Source organism: Bordetella genomosp. 11 (assembly GCF_002261215.1).
Taxonomy (GTDB): Bacteria; Pseudomonadota; Gammaproteobacteria; order Burkholderiales; family Burkholderiaceae_B; genus Bordetella_C.
Window position 1 is genome coordinate 2,140,090 of the sequence record NZ_NEVS01000004.1, and the last position, 24,120, is coordinate 2,164,209.

The window sequence follows — 24,120 nt, forward strand, 5'->3', positions numbered from 1 at the left end:
GCCATGGCCACGCCGTCCGCCCCGACCGGGGCCGCCATTTCCCCACGGCCGCAGGCGCCCTCCGCCAACGAGCCCGGCGACCGTCCGGCTTGCACCGTACTGCAACGCCTGGCGGCCTTCGTCCACGACGTGCACTACGAGGCCCTGCCGCCAGAAGTGGTCCACTACGCCAAGCGCCTGATCCTGGACACGCTGGGTTGCGCCTTCGGGGCCATGGAAAGCGATGTCGCGGCAGCGCTGCGCCGTTTCGCCGATGACATCGGCGGCGCGCCTCAGGCCACGCTGATCGGCAGCGGACTGAAAACGTCGGTCGCGCTGGCCACGCTGGTCAACGGCGGCCTGCTGCGCTACCTGGACAGCAACGACTACTACTTCGGGCGCGACCCCGCGCATCCCAGCGGCAACCTCGCGCCGGCCCTGGCCATGGCCGAACGCCAGGGGCGTGACGGCAAGACGCTGATCGCGGCGCTGGTGGGCGCCTATGAAGTGCACCTGCGGCTGGCCGATCATGCCGGCGAGCCCTCGCTGTGGCGGCGCGGCTGGCATCACGGCACCAATGCGCAGTTTTCCAGCGCGGCCCTGGCCGCGCGGCTGGCCGGCCTGGACCCGGACCGGACGGCGCACGCCATGGCGATCGCGGGCAGCCACCAGAACACGCTGGCGCAATTGCAGAGCGGCGCCATTTCCATGATCAAGGCCACGGCGGAAGCCTGGGTCGCCAAGGCCGGCGTCGAAGCCGCGCTGCTGGCGGGCCATGGCATGACGGGGCCGCTGGGACTGCTGGAAGGGCCCAACGGTTGGGTGGAAACCGTCGCGGGCCAGACCGCCGGTGAATTCGATGCGGCAGCCTTGACCGCCCCCTTCGATGGGCGCTATCGGTTGCTCGAGACCAGCGTCAAACCCTATCCGGTGGTCGCCACCGCCTCGGCACCGGTGCGTGCCGCCATCGACCTGCATCGCCAGGGATTGCCCGCGCCCGATGCCATCGAGCGCATCGTTGTGCGCCTGCCCGGCTTCGCGCTGCGCACGCCCTCGGCCCATCCGGATCGCCGCTATCCGACCGGCATCGAAAGCGCCCAGCACAGCTTCTATTTCTGCGCCGCGATCGCGTTGCGCGACGGCGCCTGCGGCGAGGCGCAATTCCAGGCGCAGGTGCTGACGGACCCTGCGCTGCGCGATCTGCTGGGCAAAGTCGTCCTGCAAGCCGATCCGGAACTGGACACGCGCTGGCCGCAGGCGGCAGGCGGCGGCATCGAGCTGCACCTGCGCGACGGCACGACGCTGCAGCGCATGTGCCCTTATCCGCCCGGACATCCCCGGCTGGCCTTGAGCGACGAAGAACTGTCCCACAAGTTCCTGGCCTATGCCGAGCCGGTGCTGGGGCACAAGCGCGCATACGCACTGCGCGATGCGGTACTGCGGTTGGACAACTACAAGGACATACGCGACTTCACGCCGCTGCTGGCGCGCGATTGATCCCGACAACGATAACTACACGGATACGGCGACATCGCCGACCAGGAGACTGACATGACAGGACTTACCCTCAAACGGGCCGCATGGCTCGCCGCGGCGCTGATCTTCCCGCTGGCGGCGGCGGCGCAGACCTACCCGGACAAGCCCATACACCTTATCGTGCCCTTCCCGCCTGGCGGCGTGGCCGACATCATCGCCCGTCCCATCGCCGAGAAACTATCGGTCTCCCTGGGCCAGCCCGTCATCGTGGAAAACCGCGGCGGCGCCACCGGCACCATAGGCGCGTCCTTCGTCGCCCATTCGGCGCCGGACGGCTATACCTTGCTGCTCGGCACGACGAATGAGATCGCCATGAGCCCCACGTTGTACGGCACCCTGCCCTACGACCCGACCAAGGATTTCACGCCGGTATCCATCGTTGCGCAATTCCCCAACGTGCTCGTCGTCGGCCCCAGCGTCAAGGCCGCCACGCTGGCGGACCTGACGGCGCAGGCCAAGACGAAACCCAAGGGACTGACCTTCGCCTCGTCGGGCCAGGGCAGCACCAATCACCTGACGGCGGAGCTCTACCAGACCGAGGCCGGTGTAAAGGTCACGCATATTCCGTACAAGGGCGGCGGCCCGGCGCTGGTCGACCTCACGGGCGGCCATGTCGACGCGATGTTCGCCACGCTGCCCTCGGCGGTCACGCTGATCAAGGCGGGCAAGCTGCACGCCCTGGCCGTTACCGGCGACAAGCGCTCGGCGGCCTTGCCGGATGTCCCGACGATGAAGGAATCGGGCCTGCCCGGCGTATTCGTCACCACCTGGAATGGCGTGATCGCGCCGGCCGGCACGCCCCCCGCCGTCATCGACAAGCTGGCCCAGGCATTGAAGCAGGCCGTGGAAGACCCCGGCATCCAGCAGAAACTGGCCGCCGTCGGCGCCGAGCCCATGTACACGCCGCCCCAGGCCTTTGCCGGCATCGTCCGCGACGATTACGCACGCTGGTCGGCGCTGATCAAGAAAGCCGGCATCAAGGTGGATTGAATCGACTTGCGGACAGGCGGCGTCGGATCGGCGTCCCGCGCAATCGACCGCATCACGTGACGAGGAATCGCAATGGCAGCAATGATGGGAACCGGCGCGCTGGCGCTGTGGATAGACGTCGATCCGGCCCTGGACCGGGAAACCGATGCCTGGTACATCGAGGAACACATGCCCGAGCGTATCGACATCGGCGGCTATCGGCGCGCCCGCCGCTACCAGGCACTGGAGGGAACGCCACGCTACCTGACGCTGTTCGAGGCGGATACGCCCGACGCCTTGGCCAGCGAGGGATATCTGCGGCTGGTGGGCAAGATCAGCGAGCAATCCAAGCGCATTCGCGCCGGCTTTTCCAATGTCGCGCGCAACACCTTCCGCGTCCGCGCCACGCACGGGCGCGGCCTGGGAGCGGTGGCGGCCAGCCTGCGGCTGCGGCCGGATGACGGCAAGGACCCGGCTGCCGCGCATGCCTGGCTGGAGGAGCGCCTGCGCGGCGCCATGGCGCGGCATGCCGTGGTCGGCGCGCACAGCCTGCAAGCCGCGCCCGAAGTGCGCGAGCGCATGGATGCCGTGCGAGTGACCGGCGTCGGCGACGCCAGGGTGGATCACCTGGTGCTGATCGAGGCCACCCGCCCCGAAGACCTGCGCGCCTTGCGCGACGATCTGTTCGCCACCCGCGCGCTGGCGCAAGGAGGATGGTCGGAAGAAGCCTACGGGGTTTATGCCCTGCTTTACGAAGTATCGGAACCCGGCCGTTGATACGGCATCATTACCGGTACACAACAATAAGGAGACATACATGATGCACGCTGCCACTTTCATCCCCGCGCGCTGGTTCGCCGCGCTGGCCCTGCTGGCCGTCATGCAGGCGGGCCACGCCGCCGGCTATCCCGATCGCGCCATTACATGGGTCGTGCCTTATCCGCCAGGCGGCACGACCGACGTGATCGCGCGAAACCTCGCGCAGGCCATGGGACCGCTCCTGGGCCAATCCATCGTGGTGGAAAACAAGGCCGGCGCGGGCGGGCAGACCGCCATGGCCTATGTGGCGCGCGCCACGCCGGACGGCTACACGCTGCTCGTCAGCGATGCCAGCGTGGCCACCGCGCCCAGCCTGTACCCCAGCATGCCTTTCGACCCGGCCAAGGACCTGAAGGCCGTCACGCTGTTCGTCACGGTACCGCACCTGCTGGTCGTGAATCCGGCACTGAAGGCGCATACGCTGAAAGAGCTGATCGCACTGACCGAAAAGGAACCGGGCAAGATCAACTTCAGTTCCGGCGGCATCGGTTCTCCGTTGCATCTGGCAGGCGAAGCGCTGCGGCTGGAAACGGGCCTGAAGTGGACGCATATCCCGTACAAAGGCGCGGGGCCGGCCCTGATGGCCGCGGTCAGCGGCGAGGCGCAGGTAGCCACCCCATCGCTGCCGGCCGCGCTGCCGCAAGTGCAGGCCGGCAAGCTGCGCGCGCTGGCCGTCACCAGCCCGCAGCGCATCGCGCTGCTGCCCGATGTGCCCACGGTCGGCGAGCTCGGCTATCCCAAGGCCACGGTGTTCGGCTGGGTGGGCCTGCATGCGCCGGCCGGCACGCCGCCCCAGGCGATCCAGACGCTGGAAGCGGCAGCCCGCAAGGCGCTGCGGGAACCGGGCCTGGGGGAACGCCTGAAGGGCCAGGGCGCGGAGACCGCCTACCGCGACAGCGCGGGCTACGCGAAGCTGGTCACGGAAGAAGCGGCGCGCTGGAAGCGCGTCGTGCAGGAGGCGGGGATCAAGCCGGAATAACGGCGGCGAGCACGTGCGCGTGCCGCTCCCGTATCAATATCCGGTCATTTCCAGGTAGCCGCTCCCGGCGGGGGCGAGACGCACCGGTCCCTCCCAATACGGAAAGGACGTCCCCATCCACGCCCGTGGCTGCAGGGCGTCCACCGTCACGTCCACATCGGCCCCCGGCACGCCTGCCACCCTCACGCGCCAGCGCGTCGGCACCCGTCGGCCATCGTCCTGCCGGGTCCAGTCCAGCGGATCCAACTGGATTTGCCCTGGCCGCAGCGCGACGGTGCGGCCGTCGGCGGCGATCCACGTTCCCGCCCGATACGGCGGCTCATCCGTCTGCCGCACCTGGAACAGCATCAGCTTCGCGCCCGACGCCAGATGCAGGGAAAACCAGTCCCATCCCTGCTGATTGGCCGACAAGGGCTGGCTGCTCCACTCGCGGTCCAGCCAGGCCCGGCCCTGCACACGATGGCGCTTGCCGGCCCGTTCGATTTCACCGCTGACCAGATAGAACGGCTGGCTGTAGTAATAGGATGCCTGGCCCTGCCCCGACTTTTCGCTGTACCCGGCGTCCCCATGCAGCACCAGCGGGCCCTGGCTGTCCAGCGTCAGTTCATACGAAAAATCCTTGCCGTTGGCCCGCATCGTCACATGGTCGATGTCCGCGCCTGCCAACGACCAGTCGTCTATCCAGGCGTGAAAGGGTTGCGCTTGCACGCCTGCCTGGCCGATGCCGCCGCGCGCCAATTTCTCGGCGAACTGGTGCTCCCGCGCATCGGTCAACGCCGCGTGGGCCATCCAGACATTGGCGCTCTCCCAATCCGGCCGGTCGGGACCTGGCCGCAACGCCGAGCGGAACAGCGTCCATTGCACGCCCCAGTCATGCCCGTCTTCGTCCGTCAGATCGGCCGTCACGTACCACCATTCGATGCGATAGCCGTCATGCGGACCATGGTCCGCCGGAAAACGCAGCGAACGCCCCCGCTCCACTTGTGCATATGCCGAGGCATCCTGCCCCAGCCCGGCATAGCCCGCGCGCGGCTGGCGCGCCTTGCGGTCGTCGCACGAGGCCAGCAGCAAAAGCGCCATGGGCGCGAGCACGAGCGATCTACGTTTCATCGGCAAGGAGCGATCTAGGTTTCATCGGCGAACCGCCTCAGCAATTCCGCCGGCTGCCGCCGGCGCAGCTGCCACACCGGCCACGCGGCAGCCAGCACACTGGTCGCCAGTCCCAAACCCGCAAGCGCCAGCAGCTGGCCGGGAAACACATACAACGGCAGCCGCCAGCCGAATGCCTGCACATTCACCACCGCCACCAGCGTCCAGGCCAGCAGCACGCCCAGCGGTATGGCGAACAGCACCGTCATCAGCGATAAGGTCAGCACCTGGCCGAGCGCCAGCCAGGCCAGCCGCGCGCGCGGCACGCCCAGGGCCCACAACGGCGCCAGCTGTGCCAGCCGCCCCTGGCTTAAGGTCAGCAGGCTGATGAACAAGGCAATGCCCGCCACGGCCAGCGTCAGGGCATTCAAGGCACCGGTCGCGGCGAAGGTCCGCTCGAACACCTGCGTCGACCACAGTTTGATGGACGCCTGGTCCACCACCTGCATGCCATCGCCGCCATAGCGCGCCTCCAGCGCCGCGCGCAGCACCGGGAGCTGGCCGGTATCGGCATACACGTTCACGCTGCGCAGCGTCGCCTGCGGATCGTATCGGCGCAGCACGCCGGCATCCATCAGCACGTGGCCGCGCGGATTGCCGTAGTCCGCGTAGATCGCCGTTACGACAAAGGCCGGCGGCGCATCGGGCACGGTTTCGAACAGCGCAAGCTTATCCATCAGACGCAGATGCAGCCGGCGCGCCAACTGCTCGCTGACCATCACGCCGCGTCCGGCCGCCATCAGCTGCCACGCGTCCGGCGTCCGCTGCAGCAAGGGCCATTGCCGCCGCGTTTCCGGATGATCGATGACACCCTGCAATTCGAGCGGCCAGCCACGCACCGCCGTCATCGCGCGCCACTGCGGCAGCACCGCGCGCACGCCCGGCTGCGACGACAGCCAGTCCGCGGCATCCAACCCCTGCGCGCTGTCGCGGGGATTCAGGTAGATATCCGCCGACAGGCGCTGGTCCAGCCAGGTCACGAAGGTCCGGCGAAAACCGTCCGTCATGCTGCCCACGCCGACGCTGGCGCCCAGCGCGAGCAGCAATGCCATCAACGCCAGGCTCAAGGCCGGCAATTGCTGCCGGCTGTCGGCAATGAACCAGGTCCCCAGCGGACCGCGCACGTGCCGTGCGCTCCAGGCCAGCACACCGTCCAGCAGCGACGGCAGCAACAAGGCCGATGCCAGCAGGATGGCTGCCTGCATCGCGAAAGCGCTTGCGAGGTTATCGCCCCAGGCCGCGCATCCCGCCGCGACCAGGGCCAGCACACCGGCGGCGATGGCCTGCCGCCGCTGCGAGATGGCCTGCGCCCCGCGCCAGGCCTGCGGACGCGCCACCGCCAGCAAGGGCAGGCGCGCGGCGCGCACCAGGCTGTCGGTGCCCGCGGCAAGGACACCCAGCAAGGTCATGCCGATACCCGCCACCCACCACCACGCCGGCAGGCTCAAATGCCCGGCCACCTCCGCGCCATACAGCCCGCGCAGGCTGGCAGCCATATCGCCCAGCAGCAATCCCGCCAGCACGTAGCCGCTGGCCACGCCGGCCAGGCCGCCGGCCAGCGCGAACAGACCGAGCTCCAGCGCCAGCGCGGACACCAGCGCCGGTACGCCGACACCCAGGGCCCGAAGGGTACGCAGCAAGCCGCGCCGCTGCTCCAGCGCCAACCCGATGGAGGCGTGCACGATGAACAGGCCGACGATGAAGGCCAGCATGCCAAGGGCCGCCAGGTTCAGGTGAAAGCTGGCGGTCAGCCGGTCCAGGTCCTGGCGGTCCTCCGGACGCGCCGCGACCAGCACATCCGACCAGGGCGCGGGCGGGTCGCGCGCCGCATCGTCCGCCACGAGCAGGCGCGAAATCCTGCCGTTCTCGTGCAGCAACGCTTGGGCATGGCCGATATCCATCACGATGACGCCGGGCGCCAGGCTCGCCTGCAGTCGCAGCGGCGGCAAGCGTTCGCCGTCGATCGTGACCGGTATATCGCCATCCCGCATGCGCAAGCGTTGCAAGGTATCCGGTCCCACCCAGGCCTGCCCCGGCGCGCCGATGAACGCGGCAAGGTCGAAGGACGACACCGCGCGGCCGGCGATCGCGGTTCCGGCCGGCAGGCTCAGGGGTTCGATGCCCAGCACCCGCAGCGTCAACGGCGGATCGCCGGGAAAGCGCAGCCGCCCCTGCAGCACCGGCGAAACCGCGTGACCGGCCAGGCGCAGCCGCACGTATACGTCCTGGTCCAGCAGCCCGCCCCGGCGGGGCAGCCATTGCGCCTGGGCAGGCGCGGCCAGCACGGCGCTGGCACGGGCGTAATCCTCCCTGGCCTGGGCGTTCAGGGCCTGGACGCCGCTCCACAGGGCCGTGGCCAGCCACAGGCCGCAGAGGATGCTGGCGCATTGAAGCGGGTGGCGCCGCCAGTGCCCGGCCAGGGCGCGCAGGCAGGACAGGAAGACGTTCATCGTTGATCGCCGGTTATCGTGCCCGGCCCGGCACGATCGCCGTCGGCATCGGCCTCATCGCCATCGTCCGCGCATACCCGGCCCAGATGCAGCGTCAGCCGACGCGACAAACGCGCCGCCAGCCGCGCGCTGTGCGTCACCATCAGGAGCGCGCTGCCCGCGTCGCGCACCAGTTCCAGCAAAAGATCCAGCACGGCATCGCTACTGGCTTCGTCCAGGCTGCCCGTGGGCTCGTCGGCCAGCAGGAAGGCGGGACGATGAGCCAGGGCGCGCCCGATGGCCACGCGCTGCTGCTGACCGCCGGACAATTGTTCGGGGTAGCGCGACAGCAGCGCCGACAGGCCGAGCCGATCGGTCAGGTGCGCGAGCCATGCGGCATCGTGGCGCCCCGCCAGCCTGGCCTGGAAGCCCAGGTTGGCCGCGACGTCCAGGCTGCCCAAAAGGTTGTACTGCTGGAAAACCAGGCCGATGCCGGTCCTGCGCCAGCGCGCCAGGCCGGCTTCCCCGCGCCCATGCAAAGCCGTGCCGTCCACCACGACGCGTCCGCCGTCGGGACGCTCCAGGCCGGCGATCACATGCAACAGCGTGCTCTTGCCGCTCCCCGATTCCCCCATCAAGGCAAGGCTTTCGCCGGCGCGCAGGCGCAGATTCACGCCGCGCAACACGGGCAGGCTGCCCTGCGCGGTGCCAAACGACTTATGCAGGTCTTCGACGATAAGCAAGCGAGACTCCTGGACAGCACGCCCTGCGGCGGCACGTTCGCCAGGCATCGAAGGGCCGGGCGATGGCGCGCCGCGCTCCTATCGTAACCGGGGCGCATGCCAGGAACTTTCGCATAGGGTGCCGCACTCAGCCGACGCGATCCTCATCGCAAGGAGAAACACGTGAACATATCTGGCACCCCTACCTGCTATTACCCCCTGACGCCCACGGACAAATCGAAAATCGATACCTCGGGCCATGTCACGGGCGACAATCTGCGGAACACGCGCGGTTATGAACGGCTTGTGGAGATTCTCAGCCAAGACGGCAACCCGTCACCGGCAGCTCCTCTGCAAAGCCGCGAAGCACGAGACGCGGTGGACGGGATGAAAATAAAAGCCGGCACCATACTGCTGGCGCCCTGCCACCAGGGCCATACCGCCGCCGACCGCAGCCTACCCGCCGGCGGCGTCCTATCGGACAATACCGCCGCGCCGCGCTCGCGACGCCAGATCGCGCAATCCGCCCCCCAAGCTCCCGCGCAATCCCCAACGCAAAGCGCCGGGGAAAGCACCGGCACCGGCGTCTGCCAAACCATCGGCGTATGGCACCGTGTGCTGAATGCCTTCGCGGAATTCCTCGGCGGCTTGGTCGTGAGCCTGGCAAATGACGAGCCGGCCAAAGGCGCCGCCGCCTCCGGCCGCCAGGCATGCCCGACCGACGGCAATGGCGCGCAAGACCCGGACGACGATGTCGTCAACTACGAACGCTACCTGCAAGCGTGGGCGATGAGCGCCTCGGCATAAGCCGCGGCCGCGGCGATCCTGCGCGTGGCGCCCGCCACTTCCCCGCGTCGCGGAACCGCTCACTGCGCACGGCGGGCGTCCTCCAGGATCATATCGGCACCCTTCTCCGCCACCATCATCACCGCCGCCTGGGTATTACCCGATACCATGGCCGGCATCACCGAAGCATCCACCACGCGCAAGCCCGCCAACCCGCGGACGCGCAGGCGCGGATCGGTCACGGCACCTTCGTCCGAACCCATGCGGCAGGTACCGACCGGGTGATAGATGGTCTGGCCATTCCGGCGCGCAAACTCCAGCCACTCGTCATCGCTCTCCACCGCCGCGCCCGGGCTGGTTTCCTCGGCCACGTACTCGCGCAGCGCGGCCTGTCCAACGATGCGCCGGCCAATCCGCATGGCCTCGATCAGGCAGGTCCGGTCCACTTCCGCGCTCAGGAAATTCGGCCGTATGGCGGGCGGCTCGTAGGGACTGGCCGCCCTGATATGGATACTTCCGACCGAGCGGGGACGCAGCTGCGCCACCCCCAAAGTCATGCCCGGATGGCGGTCCAGGATGCGTTCCGCCGCATTGGCATAGCTGGCGTGCACGAAGAAGAATTGCGCATCCGGCGACGGCATGTCGGGCAGGGTCTTGATGAAACCGTGCACCAGGCCCGTGCCCAAGGTCAGGATGCCGCGCCGCGCGGCGTAGTATTTTCCCAGTTGATGCACCAGCCGCCAGCCACGCGACATTTCGTTCAAGGTCACCGTGCCCTTGACGCGCCAATTCATGCGTGTCGCATAGTGCTCGCGGTAGTTCTCGCCCACCTCGGGCAGCGCGTGCACCATGGGTATCCCCAGCGCCCGCAGGCGTTGCGGATCGCCGATACCCGAGAGCTCCAGCATCTGCGGCGATTGCACCGCGCCCATGCAGAGCAGCGTCTCGATGCCCGCCCGCGCCACGACTTCGCCAACGCCCTTGCGATACTGCACGCCGACGCAGCGCCCGCCTTCGAACAAAAGCCGCGTTACATGGGCGCCCGCGACGATATGCAGGTTCGGGCGCCGGCGCGCCGGCTGCAGATAGCCGTCCACCACCGTCCAGCGGCGCCCGCGGTGCTGCAGGACCTGGTAGTAGCCGAAGCCTTCCTGGTCGTCGGCGTTGTAGTCGGGATTGATGCGCTGGCCGTCCTGCCGCGCGGCGGCCAGGAAGGCATCGGCCACGGGAAAACGTTCGCGCACCCGCGACACATGCATCGGGCCGCCCTTCCCCCGCGACGCTTCGCCCCGGGGGAAGTCTTCGAGCTTGCGGAAATACGGCTCGACATCGCGATATGACCACCCCGTCGCGCCGGCGCGCTCCCAGCCGTCGTAATCGCCGGGCTGCCCGCGCACATAGATGCCGCCGTTGATCAATGTGGAACCGCCCACACCGCGGCCGCGCGGCACGGAGATAACGCGGTTGCAGACGTTTTCTTCCGGCTCGGTCTGGAAACGCCAGTTGTAGACGGGGTCGACCAACAGCTTGCTGAAGCCCGCCGGTATGGACACCCACATATTCGCGCCGTCGCGGCCGGCTTCCAGCATCAGTACCCGGTAGCGGCCATCGGCCGTCAGCCGGTTGGCAAGAATGCAGCCGGCCGTACCGCCGCCCGCGATGATGAAATCGTAGGTTTCCATCGCGCGTCGCTAGGCCGCCCGCGCGCCCATGAAGTCCGCCATCAGCGCGACCTGCGCCGCCAGCATGGGCGCGCCATACTGGATCGCGCAGCCGCGTTCGCGCGCGGCCAGCAGCAGCGGGGTTTCGCGCGGCTGCATGATCACCTCGCAGACCAGCTGCCGCGGCGCCAGCCTCGATACATCCAGGGGCAGCGCGTCGCCCTGGCGCATGCCCAGCGACGTGGCGTTGACCACCAGGTCGTGGTCGCCGGGGTCCTCCGAGCCGACGCGAACGTCCGCCGCGGGATGGAGCGCCAGGATGCGCTGGCGCAGGTCCTCCGCCTTCGCGCGCGTGCGATTGGCCACGGTCAGCCGCGTCACCCCGGCCCCGACCAGCGCGAACGCAATGGCGTTGGCGGCGCCGCCGGCACCGGCCAGGTAGGCCGTCTTGCCTTCCACCGCCTTGCCCTCGGCCCGCAGGCCGCCCACGAATCCTTCGCCATCGAGCATGGTGGCCACGAGGCGACCGCCGGCATCGCGGCGCACCACATTGGCCGCGCCAATCTTGCGCGTCACCTCCGAGGCCTCGTCGCACAACGCGAGAATGGCCGTCTTGTGCGGTACCGTCACCACCAGGCCGCCCAGGTTTTCCATGCCGCGCAGGCCGGCCACCACCGCGGGAAGATTATCCGGGCGCACGTGGATCGGGATCATCACGCCATCGAAGCCGATAGAGGCGAAATACTCGTTCAAGCGCTGGGGCGCCTGCACGTGGTGGATGGGATCGGCCAGGATGCCGTAGACCCGCGTCTTGCCGCTGATGGGCGTCATCGTTTGTCTCCGTTCTTTTGTATGTGGCTCAGGACCGTCTCGCGGATACCGTCGGCGTCCAGCTTGTAATGCGCATAAAGCGTCGCCGGCGGCGCGATCAGGCTGTACTCATCATAGATCCCATGCCGCACCAGCCGCGTACCGCCGCCGGCTTCGGCCAATACCTCCGCCACGGCCGAGCCCAATCCCCCGAGCACGTTGTGTTCTTCGACAGTCATCATCAACGGGGCCCGCGCGCACGCGGCCAGGACGGCCTCGCGATCCAGCGGCTTGATCGTCGGCATATCGATCACGCCCACGGAATATCCTTCCCGCCGCAAGGACGCCGCGGCGTCGAGCGCCGCCCTGACGGTGATACCGCAAGCCACCAGCGTCGCGTCGCTGCCGACCTCGTGCACAATGGCCTTGCCGAAGACGAAAGGCGCATTCGCGTCGTAGACCTGCGGGTCGCGGCCGCGGCCGATACGAAAATAGATGGGTTCGGGCCAGTCGACCGACGCCTTGATGGCGGCCGCCAGCTGGGGGCCGTCGGCCGGCGATACCACCGTCAGCCCGGCGATGGCCCGCATGGTGGAGATATCTTCCGTGGCGTGATGCGAGGTTCCGTAGAACCCGAGGCTGATGCCCGTGTGATGGCCGATCAGCCGCACCGGCAGGCGCGTGTAGGCCACGTCCATGCGGATCTGTTCGCAGCACAGCAGTCCCAGGAAGGATGCGAAGGTCGCGACGAAAGGCATATGGCCCGTGGCGGCCAGCCCCGCCGCGACGGACACCATGTTCTGCTCCGAAATGCCGAACTGTATATAGCGGTCCGGATAGGCCTCGGCATAGCGCGCCAGCCCATTGGAGTGCTGCAGGTCCGCCGACCCGGCAACGACGGGATGGCCGTCGCGGGTCAGCTCGATCAGGGCGTCGGCCAGCCAGGCCAGGCCGGGCGTCACGGCGTTCAGGGCGCGATACTGCCAGGACTCGGGCGACAAGGGATGCCCGGCTCGCGGCGGTTGCGGGATTGCATCGGTCATGTTCAGATCTCCCGCGCCAGGATTTCGTCCATGGCGGCCCTGGCATCGGCCGGCGCCAGATAACCCAGGTGCCATCCCGGTTCGGTTTCCATGAAGCCGACGCCCTTGCCCTTCACGGTATGGGCGATCACGCAGGCAGGGCCGGACCGCGCCGTGTCGGCCTTCAGCCGGCGCAGCAGCGCGGTCAGCGCACCGAGGTCGTGTCCATCGACTTCATGCACCCGCCATCCGAAGGCCGACCATTTGTCCTTCAGCGATTCGATGCCGATGACGTCATCCACCTTGCCATCCAGCTGATACCCATTGCGATCGACGATGGCGATCAGGCGCGACAGCTTGTGATGGGCCGCGAACAGCGCGGCCTCCCACACCTGCCCTTCCTGCATTTCGCCGTCCCCGAGCATCACGAAAACATTGAAATCCTCGTCGCGCAGGCGCCCGCCCAGGGCGATGCCCGCGCCGTTGGACAAGGCATGGCCGATCGACCCCGAACTGAAATCGATGCCGGGCACCTTGGTCATATCGGGATGGTCTCCCAGCGGACTGCCCAGCCGGGTATAGCCGTCCAGCAATTCCCGCGCAATAAAGCCGTGGTCGACCAGCACGGGGAACAGTCCCACCGCCGCATGGCCTTTTCCCATAAGGAAACGGTCGCGCCCTGCCCAGCGCGGCTCCCCATGGCGCAGCCGCATGACGCCGTAGTACAAGGCCGCGAAGATCTCCGCGCAGGAGAAGACCGAACTGTAGTGCCCCACCTTGGCGATTTCGATCAGCCGGATCGTCTCCAGCCGGATGAAGCGGGCCTTTTCCCGCAGCATGGCGATCAGGGTTGGATCGACGCCTTGCGCGGCCGCATCGACGGCGCCGGAAGGCCCGCGCGGCTCGCCCGGGTTTTGCCCGCCAGAGGGAACAGCGTCGACCATGGCCTGCCTCCGATTATCGTTGGGTACGTGATATATGATATATAATATAGCCACCCGTCGGGAAAAGCACCACCGCGCGCTAGAATTCCGTCCTTCTTCACCAGCGGCTCGCAGTTCGCGCCATGACCAACCTCAAGCCCGTCAAAAAAGAGAACCTGTCGGTCCGGGTCTATACCGAAATACGGGAAGCGCTCATCAACGGCCAGTACGAGCCGGGAGAGCGGCTCATCATCGGCGAACTGGCCCAGGAACTGGGCGTCTCCATCACGCCGGTGCGTGAAGCGATCTTCCGTTTGATCAGCGAACAGGGCCTGGAAATGCAGGCTGCGACGGCGGTCTATGTGCCCTACGTCAATTCGGAAAAGCTGCGCGAAATCCAGCAAATCCGCTTTCATCTGGAAGGCATGGGGGCCGCCGAGGCGGCGACCAAAATCACCCGTGCGCAGTTGGATAATCTCGTCGCCCTGCAGCAGCAGTTCATCGCCTGCACCTCCAGCGATCCCAAGCGCGCCAGCTACCTGAACCGCAAATTCCACTTCGCCATCCTGGAAGCCAGCCGGATGCCGATCCTGCGCAATACGGTGGAATCGTTCTGGGTCATCACCGGCCCCATCCTGAAGGTCTTCCACGTGAAGACGGCCGGACTGGATTATTCCGGCGGCCAGCATCGGCACGAAGCGGTGCTGGCGGCGCTGAAAGCGCGCAATCCGGATGCGGCCGCCAAGGCCATCCAGGCCGACCTGGTCTGGGGCGGCAAAATCATGATCGACTGGCTGGTCGAAAAAGAACAGGAACAGGAAGCGGCCGCCGCCGCGCGCGGCCGCTAAGCGCTACCGGCGGCATTCCGTTCCGGCGGCACACGTTCCGCGCGACCGCCATTGCCCAGAACGCCATCGCGCCGGTTACCGGCGGATGGCGCGCTGCCCCGCCTAAAAGGCGACGTTCTCCCTGCCCTTCAACCCCAGCTTCTCGCGCGCGTCATCCGGCGTCGCGATCTCCAGGTTCAGCGCCTCCAGAATGGTGCGGATGCGCTCTACCTGCATCCGGTTGGACTCCGCCAAGCGGCCCGGGCCGATCCAAAGCGAATCCTCCAGCCCGACACGCACATTCGAGCCCATCGCCGCCCCTATCGTGGCCAGCGGAATCTGGTTGCGTCCGGCCCCCAGGATGGACCATTCATAATCGCTGCCGAACAGGCGGTCGGCCGTGCGCTTCATGTGCATCAGGTCTTCCGGGTGCGGCCCGATGCCGCCCAGGATGCCGAACACCGACTGGATGAACGGCGGCGATTTCACCAGGCCGCGGTCGACGAAGTGCTTCAGGTTGTACAGGTGGCTGATGTCATAGCACTCGAACTCGAAGCGCGTGCCGTTGGCGTTGCCGATCGACAGGATGGTTTCGATGTCCTGGTAGGTATTGCGAAAGATCAGCGACCGGCTGTTCTCCAGGTGCTCGCGCTCCCAGTCGTGCTGGAACTCCTTGAAGCGATCCAGCATGGGAAACAGGCCGAAGTTCATCGAGCCCATATTCAGCGAAGCGACCTCCGGCTTGAATGTGGCCGCGGGGCGCATGCGCTCCTCCACCGTCATATGGGGGCTGCCACCCGTCGTGATATTGATGACGGCATCGGTTTCCTGCTTGATGCGCTTGAGGAAAGGCTCGAACAGCGCCGGATCCTGCGAAGGCTTGCCGTTCCCGGGATCGCGCGCGTGCAGATGCAGCACGGCCGCGCCGGCGCGAGCCGCGCCGATCGCCGCTTCGGCAATCTCATCGGCCGTCACGGGCAGATGCGGCGACATGCTGGGCGTGTGGATCGCGCCGGTCACGGCGCAGGTAATGATTACCTTCTGCTTGGCTTTAGCCATCCGTCTCTCCATTCCGCTGTTTATGGCGCATCAAGCGCATCAGTTGTTCGTCGCGCCAGAAACGGCGCGATGCCAGATCGGCGGCCGCAAGCGCATCGCGCCGTTCGCGCGACAGCGTCTCGACCAGCGCGCCGTCCCAGGCCGGGCAATCGGCCTGCGTCGCGCCTATGGAAGCGTACATCGGGCCGTAGCGCTCGCAATAGTCGGCGATCCCGCCGGGGGCATTCAGGTCTATGGTTTCCAGCGGGCCCATGAACGACCAGCGCAGTCCCAGCCCATCCTTGATCGTCGTATCGATATCCTCGACGCTGGCAATACCGTCGCGGACCAGGCGAAAGGCCTCCTGCAGCAAGGCACCCTGCAGGCGATTCAGGATAAATCCTTCGATTTCCTTGCGCACCACCACGGGCCGCTGGCCTACCGCATCGAGGATCTCCCGCGTTCGCGCGACGGCCTCGCTGCTGGTCCATGGCGCGCCGCTGATTTCCACCACCGGAATGACATGCGGCGGATTCACGGGGTGCGCCACCAGGCAGCGGTGACGATGCGCCAGATGCTCCGTAAACAGGCTGGCGGGAATGCTGGATGTGGAACTGGCGAGGATGGTTTCGGGCGCAGCCAACGCATCCAGCTCGCCGAACAAGGCGCGCTTGACGTCCAGCCGTTCCGGCGAGTTCTCCTGCACATAGCTCGCGTCGGCGAGCGCCGCATCCAGCGTGTCCGCCGTCCGCACGCGCACGGCGATGCCGGCCGCATCCCGCAGCAGTCCGTGCGCCTGCAGCGCATGCAATTGCTGTTCGACCAATTCGCGGGCTTCGGCCAGGCGGTCGGCGGCCACGTCGTACAGGCGGACCTGCCAGCCCGCCCGCGCGAATACGATGGCCCAGCCTTGCCCGACCAGTCCCGCGCCGACGATGGCAGCGGTAGGCATGGAGCGTCTCCTTTCAGCGTTAACCAGCTTGTTCAACCGGCTTTGTTAACCGGCTCTAGTAAAGCTTTTGCGTGAAGCCGTCGACCGCGATGGCCTGGCCGGAGATACTGCCCGCCGCCTCGCTGGCGTTGAACAACACCATATTCGCCACGTCCCGCGCCGTGACCATGCGGCCCAGCGCCGCCTGGCTTTCGTACTGGCCGGCAATCTCCGCCACGGGCCGTCCCAGCGCGCGCGCCTTCGCATCGATCACGGCGCGGATACGCGGGCCTTCCACCGCGCCGGGCAGAATCGCATTGACGCGGATGCCGTAGGGGCCCAGTTCCAGCGCCAGCGTCTTGGTAAAGCCCACGACCGCCCATTTGGACGCCGCGTACGCGGACCGTCCGGGAAACGCCAGATGTCCCGCCGCCGACGACAGATTGATCATGACGCCCGCCCGGGACTGCTTCAGCAAGGGCACGGCCAGGCGGGCGCAAAGGAATTGCCCGGTGATGTTGACGGCGAGCGTGCGATCCCAATCGGCCTTGGAGAGCGTTTCGACGGCACCCGTGGGGCCGGCGATGCCGGCGTTGTTGACCAGGACGTCCAGGCCGCCCAATTCGCCGGCCACCGCCTGGAACAGCGCGGCCACGCTGGCCTCGTCGGCGACATCGGCCCGCACCGCACGCAGCCCCGGTAGTTCGCCGGCCGCCTCGGCCAGCCGCGCCTCGTTGACGTCGCAGATCATCACATCCGCGCCCGCCCGGTGGAACAGCCGGGTCATCTCCCATCCCAGGCCGTCCGCGCCCGCCGTAATCAGTACTTTCCTGCCGCGGAAATCGACTTCGTCGAACATGCGCTTGTCTCCTTTAACATGCGCGGCGCATCCGTGCGCGCCGCGTTCATGGCCTTTCCTGTCCCGCGCACGGCATCGTCCCACTGCAGCCGCGCGCCTTTCCGACTGGCTGTACGCGATCCGTCAGGCCGCCTCCAGCCGGGCCGGGTAATCCCTCATTTACCGTGCTTCCGGCGCCACGACAGAATTGGGCAGCTTTCGATCGTCCGCGCGGAAAATATATCATATATGCTAAACGCGCCCGGCCTTATGCAGCGATCCCCTACAACGACATAACGGAGCGAGACATGCACACAATCACCAGGTTCGCGTTGGCAGTCGGTACATGCGGGATGATGTTCAGCGCCGGCGCGTCGGCGGACATCAAGGTCGGGGCCGTCTACCCCTTCAGCGGCGCGCTGGCCCTGCTCGGACAGGAAAGCTATCGCGGGCTGGAAATCGCGGTGAACGAAGTCAATGCCGCGGGCGGTATCAACGGCGAAAAAATCCAGATCCTCAAGGCCGACGCCGTCGATCCCAATCAGGCCGTTTCCGAAACCAAGCGCCTGACGTCCTCGGGCGTCGTCGCGGTCTTCGGCAGCTATGCTTCCGGCATTTCCTACGCGGCGACACCGGTCACGGAACTGGCCGGCATTCCGTACTTCGAACTGGGCGCGACGGCGCACAAGATCACGCAACGCGGCTACAAGTACCTGTTCCGCAGCAACCCCAACACGGGCAAGTACGGCTACGCGGTCGTCAATGCGCTGCATAACCTGGTCGCGCCGGGCATGGGCATGAACGCGAAGGACATCGTCATCGGCATCATCCATGAAGACGGTCCCTACGGCACCGACGTCGCCGCCACGGAACAACAGCGCGCGAAGGAACTCGGCTACAAGGTCGCGGAAGTCCTGCCCTATTCGGCCAAGACCGTGGATCTGTCCTCGCTGATCCTGCGGCTGAAAGGCGCCAATGTGAATGTGGTCCTGCAGACCGCCTACCAGAACGACGCCATCCTGTACTTCAACCAGGCGAAATCCGCCGGCTTCGCGCCCAAGGTGGTCATCGGCGCCGGCGGCGGCTATTCGCTGGCCGATACCGCGAAGGCCGTGGGCCCGGGCATCAACGGCGTGTTCGACCTGGATTTCCCGCAGGCCTCGATCAATCCGCAGGGCGCGCCCGGACTGGACAAGTTCCTGCAGGCCTACAAGACCGCCTACAAGAGCGATCCCCAATCGGGCCACAGCCTGGCCAACTACGTGGGCGCCAAGGCATTCCTGGAAGCGATGGCCAACGCCAAATCCACCGACAAGGACAAGATCCGCGCCGCCGTGCTGGCGTACAAGAAGAAGCCCGGCGAAACCGCCAACGGCTGGGGCTTCGACTTCGGCGAGGACGGCCAGAACAACGCGTCGGAGTTCTACGTCATGCAATGGCAGGACAACGGCAAGCTGGTCACCATCGCTCCGCCCAATCTCGCGCTGGGCAAGCCGGTCTTCAACAAGTAGTCCCGACCCGGGCTATCGATACCGGCAAGAGCCTGGCATCGTCGAACCAGCCCCAGGGCTGGCAGGCTCGGAACCGGACAGCAGGCCGGCCGCAGGCGCGCGGCCGGTCCTGCGCCTTCGCGGGATTGCACAATGGATATCTTCGTACAGCTGATCATCAACGGGCTGCTGCTGGGCGGCGCATACACCATCATCAGCCTGGGCCTGACACTGATCTTCGGCGTCGTGCGGGTGGTGAACTTCGCCCACGGCGAATTCCTGATGGTGGGCATGTACCTGGTCTACCTGGCGGCCAGCTACTTCGGCATCCATCCCTACATCGGCCTGGCGCCAGTGGCGGTGATCATGTTCGCGCTGGGCGCCTTTACGCAGCGCGCCATCATCCAGCCGCTGCTCAATGCCGATGAACACATCCAGATCTTCGCCACGGTGGGCGTGTCGACGATCCTGCTGAACCTGGCCCTGGTGGTGTTCGGCGCCAACGTATTCCGCGCACCGGCGGAAGTGGGCACGGGCGCCGTCGCGCTGGGCAAGTATTCCATGGTCAGCGGACAGCTGGTCACCTTCGCGGTCGCCCTCGCGCTGGCCTTCCTGCTGCACGTCTTCATGCACCGCACTTACCTGGGACGGGCACTACGCGCCGTGGCCCAGCATCGCTATGCCGCGATGCTGATGGGCGTCAACGTCAAGATGGTCTACGTGATCGCCTTCGGCCTGGGCACCGCCTTCGTCGGGGTCGCGGCCGGCCTGCTGGCGCCGCAGTATCCGGTGTTCCCGACGGTCGGCACTTATTTCGTCCTGACCGCCTTCGTCATCGTGGTCCTGGGCGGCATGGGCAGCCTGTACGGCGCGGTGGCGGGGTCCATGATCATCGGCGTGGTGGACGCGCTGGCGGGCTATTACATCGCGCCCGATCTGAAGGAAGTCGTTTATTTCGGCATCTTCCTGCTGATTCTCGTCTTGCGGCCGGCCGGATTGTTCGGCGTCGGCACGGAATAACAAGGAGCAAGACGTGTTTCCCGATTTCCGCAGCCCCAAAGCGTACGTCAGCGCGATCCTGCTGGCCGTCATGTTCGTGCTTCCGGTGGTCCTGGGCACGCCGTTCTGGACCAATCTCTTTATCCTGATCTTCGTATTCGCGGCCATGGCGGTGGCCTGGAACATCGTCGGCGGCTATGCCGGCAAGCTGTCCCTGGGCCATGCGGTGTTCTACGGCATCGGCGGCTACACCGCGACCCTGCTGACGCAGAACTTCGCGATCTCGCCGTGGATAGGCATGGTCGTTGGCGCCCTGCTGTCCGGCATCGTCGCGGTTGTCGTCAGCTACCCGACGCTGCGCCTGCGCGGACCTTTCTTCGCCCTGGCCAGCATCGCCATCCTCGAAGTGTTCCGCCTGCTGGTCATCCACGAGGAAAGCTGGACCGGCGGCTCCAGCGGTATCAGCCTGCCGCTGAACATCGGCTGGACCTGGATCGTATTCCGCGAAAAAGTGAACTACGTCATCATCGCCTTCGCGCTGTTCGTGGGGGTCCTGTGGGTGTCCTGGCTGGTGCGCAGGTCGCGCCTGGGGCATTACCTGATCGCCATCCGCGAACGCGAGGACGCCGCCCGGGCGGTGGGCATACACACCACGCGGGTGAAGATCCAGGCGGCGGTCATCTCCGCCGTGCTCACCAGCGTCATCGGCACCTTCCATATCACCTACCTGACCTTCATCGACCCGGCCTCGGCATTCTCGCTGGACCTGTCGGTGCAGATCGCGATGTTCGCGCTGATCGGCGGCCTGGGCACCGTCGCCGGCCCGGTCGCCGGCACGGTGCTGGTGCTGCCCATCGCGGAACTGGCGCGCGGCTGGCTGAGCGCGGTCGGCAATGGCATGCACGGGCTGATCTACGGCCTGATCCTGGTGGCCGTGGTGCTTACCATCCCGCGCGGCCTGGCCGGGGCGTTCGGCCCGCGCATCGAGCGCCTTCTGGAGCGGCTGCCCTATCTGGGCAGCACGCCGGAAAAGCGCGTCGCCGTGGACGGCACCCGCGCGGCGGCCGCCAATCCGAAGCCGCTCGGTCAACCCGTGCTGAAGGCCGAAAACCTGTCCAAGAGCTTCGGCGGGCTGCGCGCCACGAACGATGTGTCGCTGACGCTGCACGAAAACGAGATCCTGGGCATCATCGGCCCGAACGGCGCGGGCAAGACCACCGTCTTCAATCTGCTCTCGGGCTTCCTGCCGCCGGACCAGGGCACCGTGCGCCTGCGCGACCCCGGCGGCGCATGGATCAGTTGCGACACGCCGGACGCTTTCGCCCACCATGGGCTGGGCCGTACCTTCCAGATCGCCCAACCCTTCACCGGCCTGAGCGTCCTGGAAAACATCATGCTGGGCGCCTATATCCATACGCGCGACCACGACGAGGCCGAACACCTGGCGCGCGAGATCGCCGAGCGCACGCACCTTACGCGCTTCCTCGACACCGAGGCGCGCAACCTGACGGTGGGCGGCATGAAGCGGCTGGAAGTCGCCCGGGCGCTGGCGACGCGGCCACGCATCCTGCTGCTGGACGAAGTCATGGCCGGCCTGAACCCCACGGACATCGCGGTCGCGATCCAGCTGATCCGCGACATCCGCGACAGCGGCGTTTCCATCCTGCTGATCGAACATATGATGCGCGCCACCATGGCCCTGTCGGATCGCATCATCGTGATCAACGAAGGCAGCGTCCTGGTCAGCGGGGCGCCGCGCGAGGTCGTGGAAGATCCGGCGGTCATCGAAGCCTATCTGGGCAAGGAGTACCAGGATGCTTAAGGTATCTGGTCTGCGGGCGGGCTACGGCAAGACCCAGGTCCTGAACGGTCTGGATTTCGAGGTGCGCGCCGGTGAAATCGTTACCTTGATCGGCGCCAACGGCGCCGGCAAGACGACCACCTTGAAGACCCTGTGCGGCATCATCCCCTGCCAGGGCGGCAGCGTCGAATTCGAAGGACGGATGCTGACCAACCGTACCCCCTACGACATCGTCGACGCCGGCATCACCATGATCCCGGAAGGCCGCCAGCTGTTCCCGCACTTCACGGTTCGCGACAATCTGCTGATGGGATCCTACAAGCGCGCCGCGCGGGCACAGGTGCGGCGCAAGCTGGACGAAGTGCTGGAAACCTTTCCGCGCGTGAAGCAGCGGCTGGCCCAGTACGCGGGGTCGCTGTCGGGCGGCGAGCAGCAGATGGTGGCCATCGCGCGCGGCCTGATGGCCGATCCCAGGCTGCTGATGTTCGATGAACCGTCGCTGGGCCTGTCACCCCTGCTGGTGCAGCAGATGTTCGACATCATCCGCCGCATTACCGCGCATGGCGTCACGGTGCTGCTGGTGGAGCAGAACGTCTTCCGCACGCTGCGCCTGGCCGATCGCGGCTATGTGCTGGAGAACGGCGCCATCGTGCTGGCCGGGACCGGCGAGGAACTGCTGAACAATCCGCACGTAAAGAAGGCCTACCTGGGCCATTGAACCGCGCCGCGATCCCCGCCACGCTAGCGCGGCTACGCGAACGCACTGCAGGAACCACGGAACAGGAAACGCGCCATGCTTGCATCGTCTTCCCACCCCGCCGCCACGGCCCCGTCCAGCTTCACTGGCACCGGCGGCCGGCTGGATGGCAGGACGGCCATCGTCACGGGCGCCGTCGGCGGCATCGGCTCGGCCATCGTGCAGGCACTGCTGGACCATGGGGCCAAGGTAGGCCTGATCGACCGCGACGCGCAAGCGGGTGCCGCGCTGGAAGCGCGCCTGGCCGGCGCCGGGCATCCGGCGCGCTTCGTCCAGGCGGATATCCAGGACTTCGCCGCCTGCGAAACCGCATGCGATGCATTGGCGCGGGCGCTCGGGCCCGCGGACATCCTGATCAACAACGCCGGCATTTCGCCCAAGACGGGCGGCCGCGCATTGAAGGTGTGGGAAATGCCGCCCGGCGAGTGGGACACCGTCATGCGCGTCAACCTGAACGCGGCTTTCTACCTGGCGCGCCTGACGGTCCCGCACATGATTGGCCAACGCTGGGGCCGCATCGTCAATATGTCCTCCGTCGCCGGCAAGGCCTACTGCGATATCGTCGCCGGCCACTACGCCGCCACCAAGGCCGGCCTGATCGGCCTGACCCGCCATTGGGCGGGGGAACTGGGCGAACACGGGATCACCGTCAACGCGCTGGCGCCCGGGCGCATCGCGACCCCGCTGCTGAAGACCGTGCCCCAGGAGATCAATGATGCGGTCAGCCGCGTCACGGCCATGCGGCGCCTGGGCACGCCGGAGGAAGTCGCCGATGCCTGCCTGTTCCTGGCGTCCGAGCAGGCCCGCTTCATCACGGGACAAACGATAGACGTGGCGGGAGGCTGGCTGATGACCTGATGCCGCGCCGGAACCGCCCGTGCCGGTTCCCTGGCCGTGCCGACAGCGGCTAGCCTTTGTACAGGACCAGCCGGGCCGCGGCGTTGGTCAGGTGCGCCGTGGCGGCCGCGCCGGCGCGCTCCGGATCGCCATCCTCGATGGCGCGCAGTATCGCCTCGTGCTCGCGCTGCACCTGCCACACCAGCTCCATCGAGCGATTGCGGGTGTTCTTGCGCGCCGTGCGGATCAGCCCGCGCACGCGGGTATCCAGAAAACTCGCGAACGCGATGAAATACGGGTTATGGCTGGCCTGCACGATGGCCCGGTGGAAGGCTTCGTCTTCCTCCGTGCCGTCGCCCAGATCGCGCGTGGTCTGGTACAGGCGCTGGTAGGCGGTGCGTATGGCTTCCAGTTCGGCCGCGCCGCGACGCTGGGCCGCCAATCGCGTCGCGGGGACTTCGACGGCGAGCAGGAACTCGAACAGCTCGCTCAAGCCGGTTTCCGTATCCCCCGGGGGCTCCAGCCGGAATACATTGCTGCCTTGCGGATTGACGAACTGGCCCCGGCCCTGGTGCGAAATGACCAGCCCGTCGGACTTCAGCAGCGATATCGCTTCGCGGATCACCGGCCGGCTGACCCCATAGGCCTTGGCCAGCGCGGTCTCGGACGGCAACCGGTTGCCGGCGGCCGCCAGATCGCGCCGTTCGATCGCCCGGCGCAGGCGCTGCGCCACGCCGGCCGCCAGGCCTTCGCCGCGCGCGATGGGCTGCTCGTCCAGCGCATCGATGCAAGGAGGAAAGGAAGAATGCTGCATCACG

Annotated in this window: 22 protein-coding genes; 11 read left to right on the forward strand and 11 right to left on the reverse strand. The window is 67.1% G+C overall.

What is annotated here, in order from left to right:
• Window positions 1-3 precede the first annotated feature (3 nt).
• The 4 genes from CAL28_RS17190 to CAL28_RS17205 all read left to right on the forward strand — a co-directional run bounded on the left by CAL28_RS17190 (window position 4) and on the right by CAL28_RS17205 (window position 4,282).
• A complete protein-coding gene (locus CAL28_RS17190; protein ID WP_094842503.1) occupies window positions 4-1,476 on the forward strand; it encodes an MmgE/PrpD family protein in 1,473 nt (490 codons plus the stop codon).
• Window positions 1,477-1,530: 54 nt separating this feature from the next.
• Window positions 1,531-2,505: a Bug family tripartite tricarboxylate transporter substrate binding protein gene (locus tag CAL28_RS17195; protein ID WP_094842504.1), complete on the forward strand. Its 975-nt coding sequence runs from the start codon at window positions 1,531-1,533 to the stop codon at window positions 2,503-2,505.
• A 72-nt stretch (window positions 2,506-2,577) separates the two neighbouring features.
• Window positions 2,578-3,261 carry a DUF4286 family protein gene (locus CAL28_RS17200; RefSeq protein WP_141218209.1) on the forward strand — a complete coding sequence of 228 codons (684 nt, stop codon included), beginning with the start codon at window positions 2,578-2,580 and terminating at the stop codon, window positions 3,259-3,261.
• A gap of 40 nt (window positions 3,262-3,301) precedes the next feature.
• A complete protein-coding gene (locus CAL28_RS17205; RefSeq protein WP_176464027.1) occupies window positions 3,302-4,282 on the forward strand; it encodes a Bug family tripartite tricarboxylate transporter substrate binding protein in 981 nt (326 codons plus the stop codon).
• A gap of 33 nt (window positions 4,283-4,315) precedes the next feature.
• Here CAL28_RS17205 and CAL28_RS17210 read toward each other — a convergent pair whose 3' ends face one another.
• The 3 genes from CAL28_RS17210 to CAL28_RS17220 are packed head-to-tail and all read right to left on the reverse strand — an operon-like array spanning window position 4,316 to window position 8,603.
• Window positions 4,316-5,392, reverse strand: coding sequence for a lipocalin-like domain-containing protein (locus CAL28_RS17210; protein WP_094842507.1), 1,077 nt, complete (start codon window positions 5,390-5,392; stop codon window positions 4,316-4,318).
• Between the two features lie 14 nt (window positions 5,393-5,406).
• Window positions 5,407-7,881: an ABC transporter permease gene (locus CAL28_RS17215; RefSeq protein WP_094842508.1), complete on the reverse strand. Its 2,475-nt coding sequence runs from the start codon at window positions 7,879-7,881 to the stop codon at window positions 5,407-5,409.
• Window positions 7,878-8,603 carry an ABC transporter ATP-binding protein gene (locus CAL28_RS17220; protein ID WP_094842509.1) on the reverse strand — a complete coding sequence of 242 codons (726 nt, stop codon included), beginning with the start codon at window positions 8,601-8,603 and terminating at the stop codon, window positions 7,878-7,880. The genes CAL28_RS17215 and CAL28_RS17220 overlap by 4 nt, the downstream gene beginning before the upstream one ends.
• Before the next feature lie 162 nt (window positions 8,604-8,765).
• On the opposite strand from CAL28_RS17220, the gene CAL28_RS17225 reads away from it, so the two are divergent.
• Window positions 8,766-9,389, forward strand: coding sequence for a hypothetical protein (locus CAL28_RS17225; protein ID WP_094842510.1), 624 nt, complete (start codon window positions 8,766-8,768; stop codon window positions 9,387-9,389).
• 59 nt (window positions 9,390-9,448) lie between these two features.
• On the opposite strand, the gene CAL28_RS17230 is transcribed toward CAL28_RS17225, so the two are convergent.
• Genes CAL28_RS17230 through CAL28_RS17245 form a run of 4 tightly spaced genes read right to left on the reverse strand, consistent with a single transcriptional unit; the run spans window position 9,449 to window position 13,700 of the window.
• Window positions 9,449-11,050 (reverse strand): GMC family oxidoreductase, encoded by a 1,602-nt coding sequence (locus CAL28_RS17230; RefSeq protein ID WP_094842511.1) that lies wholly within the window; start codon window positions 11,048-11,050, stop codon window positions 9,449-9,451.
• 9 nt (window positions 11,051-11,059) lie between these two features.
• On the reverse strand, window positions 11,060-11,860 hold the full coding sequence (locus tag CAL28_RS17235; RefSeq protein WP_094842512.1) for a shikimate dehydrogenase family protein: 801 nt from the start codon (window positions 11,858-11,860) through the stop codon (window positions 11,060-11,062).
• Window positions 11,857-12,882: a transketolase family protein gene (locus CAL28_RS17240; protein WP_094842513.1), complete on the reverse strand. Its 1,026-nt coding sequence runs from the start codon at window positions 12,880-12,882 to the stop codon at window positions 11,857-11,859. Before CAL28_RS17240 ends, CAL28_RS17235 begins: the two co-directional genes overlap by 4 nt.
• A 2-nt stretch (window positions 12,883-12,884) precedes the next feature.
• A complete protein-coding gene (locus CAL28_RS17245; RefSeq protein WP_094844687.1) occupies window positions 12,885-13,700 on the reverse strand; it encodes a transketolase in 816 nt (271 codons plus the stop codon).
• Window positions 13,701-13,927: 227 nt separating this feature from the next.
• On the opposite strand from CAL28_RS17245, the gene CAL28_RS17250 reads away from it, so the two are divergent.
• A complete protein-coding gene (locus CAL28_RS17250; protein WP_094842514.1) occupies window positions 13,928-14,632 on the forward strand; it encodes a GntR family transcriptional regulator in 705 nt (234 codons plus the stop codon).
• 102 nt (window positions 14,633-14,734) lie between these two features.
• Here CAL28_RS17250 and CAL28_RS17255 read toward each other — a convergent pair whose 3' ends face one another.
• From CAL28_RS17255 to CAL28_RS17265, 3 genes are read right to left on the reverse strand one after another with little or no spacing between them, the layout of a single operon-like run.
• A complete protein-coding gene (locus CAL28_RS17255) occupies window positions 14,735-15,670 on the reverse strand; it encodes a 3-keto-5-aminohexanoate cleavage protein (protein ID WP_094842515.1) in 936 nt (311 codons plus the stop codon).
• Window positions 15,663-16,601, reverse strand: a complete 939-nt coding sequence (locus CAL28_RS17260; protein ID WP_094842516.1) for a 3-hydroxyacyl-CoA dehydrogenase — start codon at window positions 16,599-16,601, stop codon at window positions 15,663-15,665. The genes CAL28_RS17255 and CAL28_RS17260 overlap by 8 nt, the downstream gene beginning before the upstream one ends.
• Window positions 16,602-16,656: 55 nt before the next feature.
• A complete protein-coding gene (locus tag CAL28_RS17265; RefSeq protein WP_094842517.1) occupies window positions 16,657-17,439 on the reverse strand; it encodes an SDR family oxidoreductase in 783 nt (260 codons plus the stop codon).
• A gap of 287 nt (window positions 17,440-17,726) precedes the next feature.
• Here CAL28_RS17265 and CAL28_RS17270 point away from each other — a divergent pair, with 287 nt between their 5' ends.
• From CAL28_RS17270 to CAL28_RS17290, 5 genes are all read left to right on the forward strand, one after another.
• Window positions 17,727-18,929 (forward strand): ABC transporter substrate-binding protein, encoded by a 1,203-nt coding sequence (locus CAL28_RS17270; protein WP_094842518.1) that lies wholly within the window; start codon window positions 17,727-17,729, stop codon window positions 18,927-18,929.
• 132 nt (window positions 18,930-19,061) lie between these two features.
• Window positions 19,062-19,928: a branched-chain amino acid ABC transporter permease gene (locus CAL28_RS17275; protein WP_094842519.1), complete on the forward strand. Its 867-nt coding sequence runs from the start codon at window positions 19,062-19,064 to the stop codon at window positions 19,926-19,928.
• Between the two features lie 13 nt (window positions 19,929-19,941).
• A complete protein-coding gene (locus CAL28_RS17280) occupies window positions 19,942-21,729 on the forward strand; it encodes a branched-chain amino acid ABC transporter ATP-binding protein/permease (RefSeq protein WP_094842520.1) in 1,788 nt (595 codons plus the stop codon).
• Window positions 21,722-22,426 (forward strand): ABC transporter ATP-binding protein, encoded by a 705-nt coding sequence (locus CAL28_RS17285; RefSeq protein WP_094842521.1) that lies wholly within the window; start codon window positions 21,722-21,724, stop codon window positions 22,424-22,426. Before CAL28_RS17280 ends, CAL28_RS17285 begins: the two co-directional genes overlap by 8 nt.
• A 75-nt stretch (window positions 22,427-22,501) precedes the next feature.
• Window positions 22,502-23,323, forward strand: coding sequence for an SDR family oxidoreductase (locus CAL28_RS17290; RefSeq protein WP_094842522.1), 822 nt, complete (start codon window positions 22,502-22,504; stop codon window positions 23,321-23,323).
• Between the two features lie 49 nt (window positions 23,324-23,372).
• Here the strand turns inward: CAL28_RS17290 and CAL28_RS17295 are convergent, their stop codons facing one another.
• Window positions 23,373-24,116 carry a FadR/GntR family transcriptional regulator gene (locus CAL28_RS17295; RefSeq protein ID WP_176464028.1) on the reverse strand — a complete coding sequence of 248 codons (744 nt, stop codon included), beginning with the start codon at window positions 24,114-24,116 and terminating at the stop codon, window positions 23,373-23,375.
• Between the last annotated feature and the right edge of the window lie 4 nt (window positions 24,117-24,120).

Bases quoted from the DNA above. Each gene is read 5' to 3' on its own strand.
- CAL28_RS17290 (WP_094842522.1), top strand. From the start codon at position 22,502: ATGCTTGCATCGTCTTCCCACCCCGCCGCCACGGCCCCGTCCAGCTTC.
- CAL28_RS17250 (WP_094842514.1), top strand. From the start codon at position 13,928: ATGACCAACCTCAAGCCCGTCAAAAAAGAGAACCTGTCGGTCCGGGTC.
- CAL28_RS17215 (WP_094842508.1), bottom strand. From the start codon at position 7,881: ATGAACGTCTTCCTGTCCTGCCTGCGCGCCCTGGCCGGGCACTGGCGG.
- CAL28_RS17190 (WP_094842503.1), top strand. From the start codon at position 4: ATGGCCACGCCGTCCGCCCCGACCGGGGCCGCCATTTCCCCACGGCCG.
- CAL28_RS17195 (WP_094842504.1), top strand. From the start codon at position 1,531: ATGACAGGACTTACCCTCAAACGGGCCGCATGGCTCGCCGCGGCGCTG.
- CAL28_RS17240 (WP_094842513.1), bottom strand. From the start codon at position 12,882: ATGACCGATGCAATCCCGCAACCGCCGCGAGCCGGGCATCCCTTGTCG.
- CAL28_RS17285 (WP_094842521.1), top strand. From the start codon at position 21,722: ATGCTTAAGGTATCTGGTCTGCGGGCGGGCTACGGCAAGACCCAGGTC.
- CAL28_RS17245 (WP_094844687.1), bottom strand. From the start codon at position 13,700: ATGCTGCGGGAAAAGGCCCGCTTCATCCGGCTGGAGACGATCCGGCTG.
- CAL28_RS17275 (WP_094842519.1), top strand. From the start codon at position 19,062: ATGGATATCTTCGTACAGCTGATCATCAACGGGCTGCTGCTGGGCGGC.
- CAL28_RS17200 (WP_141218209.1), top strand. From the start codon at position 2,578: ATGGCAGCAATGATGGGAACCGGCGCGCTGGCGCTGTGGATAGACGTC.
- CAL28_RS17295 (WP_176464028.1), bottom strand. From the start codon at position 24,116: ATGCAGCATTCTTCCTTTCCTCCTTGCATCGATGCGCTGGACGAGCAG.
- CAL28_RS17235 (WP_094842512.1), bottom strand. From the start codon at position 11,860: ATGACGCCCATCAGCGGCAAGACGCGGGTCTACGGCATCCTGGCCGAT.
- CAL28_RS17270 (WP_094842518.1), top strand. From the start codon at position 17,727: ATGCACACAATCACCAGGTTCGCGTTGGCAGTCGGTACATGCGGGATG.
- CAL28_RS17210 (WP_094842507.1), bottom strand. From the start codon at position 5,392: ATGAAACGTAGATCGCTCGTGCTCGCGCCCATGGCGCTTTTGCTGCTG.
- CAL28_RS17230 (WP_094842511.1), bottom strand. From the start codon at position 11,050: ATGGAAACCTACGATTTCATCATCGCGGGCGGCGGTACGGCCGGCTGC.
- CAL28_RS17260 (WP_094842516.1), bottom strand. From the start codon at position 16,601: ATGCCTACCGCTGCCATCGTCGGCGCGGGACTGGTCGGGCAAGGCTGG.
- CAL28_RS17205 (WP_176464027.1), top strand. From the start codon at position 3,302: ATGATGCACGCTGCCACTTTCATCCCCGCGCGCTGGTTCGCCGCGCTG.
- CAL28_RS17255 (WP_094842515.1), bottom strand. From the start codon at position 15,670: ATGGCTAAAGCCAAGCAGAAGGTAATCATTACCTGCGCCGTGACCGGC.
- CAL28_RS17265 (WP_094842517.1), bottom strand. From the start codon at position 17,439: ATGTTCGACGAAGTCGATTTCCGCGGCAGGAAAGTACTGATTACGGCG.